Origin of the sequence: Mesorhizobium sp. M7A.F.Ca.US.014.04.1.1 (assembly GCF_003998745.1) — a bacterium.
GTDB lineage: Bacteria > Pseudomonadota > Alphaproteobacteria > Rhizobiales > Rhizobiaceae > Mesorhizobium > Mesorhizobium ciceri.
In genome coordinates, this window is the sequence record NZ_RZRW01000671.1 from 1 (window position 1) to 2,826 (window position 2,826).

General features: G+C 61.5%; 4 protein-coding genes and 1 pseudogene. 1 reads left to right on the plus strand and 4 read right to left on the minus strand.

The features are described 5' to 3' along the window. Window positions 1-324, minus strand: a pseudogene (locus EOA22_RS29695) (4-hydroxyphenylpyruvate dioxygenase); the annotation flags it as partial. A gap of 138 nt (window positions 325-462) precedes the next feature. Between EOA22_RS29695 and EOA22_RS29700 the strand changes: the two are divergent. After that, complete coding sequence (locus tag EOA22_RS29700) at window positions 463-930, plus strand: Lrp/AsnC family transcriptional regulator (RefSeq protein WP_013532311.1); 468 nt, start codon at window positions 463-465, stop codon at window positions 928-930. 77 nt (window positions 931-1,007) lie between these two features. Here EOA22_RS29700 and EOA22_RS29705 read toward each other — a convergent pair whose 3' ends face one another. The 3 genes from EOA22_RS29705 to EOA22_RS29715 all read right to left on the minus strand — a co-directional run. After that, a complete protein-coding gene (locus tag EOA22_RS29705) occupies window positions 1,008-1,346 on the minus strand; it encodes a TIGR01244 family sulfur transferase (protein WP_063167740.1) in 339 nt (112 codons plus the stop codon). Between the two features lie 150 nt (window positions 1,347-1,496). Then, window positions 1,497-2,438, minus strand: a complete 942-nt coding sequence (aztC, locus tag EOA22_RS29710; protein ID WP_013532309.1) for a zinc ABC transporter substrate-binding protein AztC — start codon at window positions 2,436-2,438, stop codon at window positions 1,497-1,499. A gap of 27 nt (window positions 2,439-2,465) precedes the next feature. Next, window positions 2,466-2,826: metal ABC transporter permease (locus EOA22_RS29715; protein ID WP_164755992.1), on the minus strand; the 361-nt coding region annotated here is incomplete at its 5' end.

The window sequence follows — 2,826 nt, forward strand, 5'->3', positions numbered from 1 at the left end:
CTTGGCGACCGCATGGTGGAAGGCGTGTTTGGCATCGACCACCCGCCATGCCATCGAAGCCGCGCAGGGGCCGTGCCTGTCGACGAATTTCATCGCATGCGAGCCGGGCTCGGCGTTGACGACATAGTTGATGTCGCCCTGCCGCCAGATGGTGAGGTCTTTCGTGCGGTGCTTGGCCACCGCGATATAGCCCATGCGGGTGAACAGCTCAGCCAGCTTTTGCGGCTCCGGATGCGCGAATTCGACGAACTCGAACCCATCGGTGCCGGCCGGGTTGTCCTTGCTGATCCTGGCGGGCGGGGCGTCGTGCGGGAAGGGACCCATAATATTCCTCCGAAAGCTGGCCTGGCCTGAAAAGGCGATTTGACACGATGATAACGCGGAGGAGGCGCACGGTGCTTGCATTCAAACGCTTGAAATGATGATGTCATGCGTGAAGCGTGCATGATGTAAGGGAAAGCCATGGATGAGGCGCGCATTGACCAGTTCGACCGCAAGATAATGGCACTGTTGCAGGGTGATGCGCGGCTGACCAACAACGATCTTTCGGAGCGGGTGAACCTGTCGGCGTCGCAATGCTCGCGCCGCCGTCAGCGGCTGGAGGAGGACGGCTTCATCAGGGGCTATCGCGCCGTTCTCGACCGCGACAAGCTCGGTTTTTCCCTGGTCAACGTCATTTCGGTCACGCTCGCCACCCACAATCGCGACAATGCAAGGCGCTTCGGCGAACTGGTGGCGCGGCTGCCCGAAGTGCAGGAAGCGCACGCGCTGACCGGCGAGATGGACTACATCCTGAAAGTGGTGACGCCGGATCTCAAATCATTGTCGGAATTCGTCAACGGCGTGCTACTGCCGCACGAATCCGTGCAGCATGTGAAAACGGCGATCGTGCTGGAGACGCTGAAGGAAACCGGCGCGCTGCCGATTTAATCTGAGCGGATATCATTGATACGTCGGCAGGCCAGAGGGGGTGTGAAGGATCGCCAGCCTAATGACGGAAGGGCCGTTCAACCCTTCGACTGCTGGATCAGTCCATAGAGATTGGTGCAGCGGGCGCCGGAACGGCAATAGGCGAAGACCGGGCCGTCGAGTTCCTCGAGCGCTTCGGCCTGATCCTCGACATTCTCGGCCGTGATCTGGCCGCTGATCACCGGAATGTAGCGGAAGGCGAGGCCTGCGGCTTCGACCGCTGCCCCGACGGTGTCGGCAGAAGGCTGGCCCGGCTGTTCGTCATCGGGCCGGTTGCAGATCACACTCTTGAAGCCAGCTTCCCTGATGGCGGCGACGTCTTCGGGCTGGATCTGGCCCGAGACCGAATAGTCCTCGCTGATTTCGCGGTATTCCATGGCAGCATCCTCGCAAACTGGTCAGGTGGCAGTCTTGCCACTCCCCGACATGGGCGGCAATCCGTGCCGAAGGATTTCTCTGCCAAATAGCCATTGCGTGCCAGAAAATCCAACCGGGCCGATGCGGCCCGGCTGGACAATCCTTCAAACTCAGCTGCCGAGAATAGCGCCTTTGATCTGACGGATGTTGTTGTGCATCATGTCGATATAGGTCGCGGCCGGGCCGTCGGGCTGCGACAGCGCGTCCGAATAGAGCGTGCCGCCGACTTTGATGCCGGTTTCGCTGGCGATTTGCTCGATCAGGCGCGGGTTGGTGATGTTCTCGACGAAGATCGCAGCCGCCTTGTCCTGCTTCACCTGATTGACCAGCTTGGCAACGTCTGCGGCGGATGGTTCGGAGTCGGTCGAGACCCCTTGCGGGGCGAGGAAGGTCAGGCCGTATGCATGTTCGAAATAGCCGAAGGCGTCGTGCGAGGTGATGACGACGCGCTTGCTCTCTGGGATCGAGGCAATTGCCGCTTTCACTTCACCTTCGACCGCATCAAGCTTCTTGGTGTAGGCGGCGGCATTGGTCTGATAGCTGACGCAGCCTTCCGAATCGGCCGCGCAGAAAGCCTCGGCGATGTTCTTCACATAGATCCTGGCGTTGGCAATCGACTGGAATGCGTGGGGATCGGTGACCGTCTTGCCGCCGCCGGTGCCGGCACCTTCGGCCGCGTCGGCATCGGCGAATTCAGGCTTGAAATCGATCGGCGTCACGCCCTTGGTCAAGGTGATGATCGAGGCCTTGGTGGCACTGGCATCGACCAGCCGCTGCAGAAAACCTTCGAAATGCAGGCCGTTGACCAGCACGATGTCGGCCTTGGCCATGGCCACCGCATCGGCCGGGCTCGGCTCGTAGACATGGGCATCGCCATCCGGCCCGACGATGGTGGTGACATCGATGCGGTCGCCGCCGACATTTTTGGCGAAATCGGCAATGACGGTGAAGCTGGCGACCACTTTCAGCGGGGCCGCGAAGGCCGACGATGCGCCAAAGGCGGTTAATGTTATAACGCTCATCGCCAGGGCGGCATGGATGGATTTCAGCATAGAGGGGTCTCCTTCTAGGGGCGGGGATCAGGCCGTTCTGTGACGGTGATGGATGATGCGCGCGCGCAGGATGCCGCGCGTGCCAAACAGGATCGAGGCGAAATAGACGACGCCGGCCGACAGGATGATGGCCGGGCCGGATGGCAGCGAGGCGTGATAGGACAAAAGCAGCCCGGCGACGCAGGATGCGAAGCCGATCAGTACGGCCAGCACGCACATCGGCTCGACGCGAACCGTCCAGAAGCGGGCGGCCGCGGCCGGCAGCATCATCAGCCCAACCGATAGAAGCGTGCCGAGCGCCTGGAAGCCGCCGACGAGGTTGAGTACGACAAGGCCGAGGAAGATGAAATGCACCGGGCTGCCGAGCCGGCTGACCGAGCGCAGGAAC

Coding starts and splice junctions, on each gene's coding strand:
- EOA22_RS29700 (WP_013532311.1), top strand. CDS start 463: ATGGATGAGGCGCGCATTGACCAGTTCGACCGCAAGATAATGGCACTG.
- EOA22_RS29705 (WP_063167740.1), bottom strand. CDS start 1,346: ATGGAATACCGCGAAATCAGCGAGGACTATTCGGTCTCGGGCCAGATC.
- aztC (WP_013532309.1), bottom strand. CDS start 2,438: ATGCTGAAATCCATCCATGCCGCCCTGGCGATGAGCGTTATAACATTA.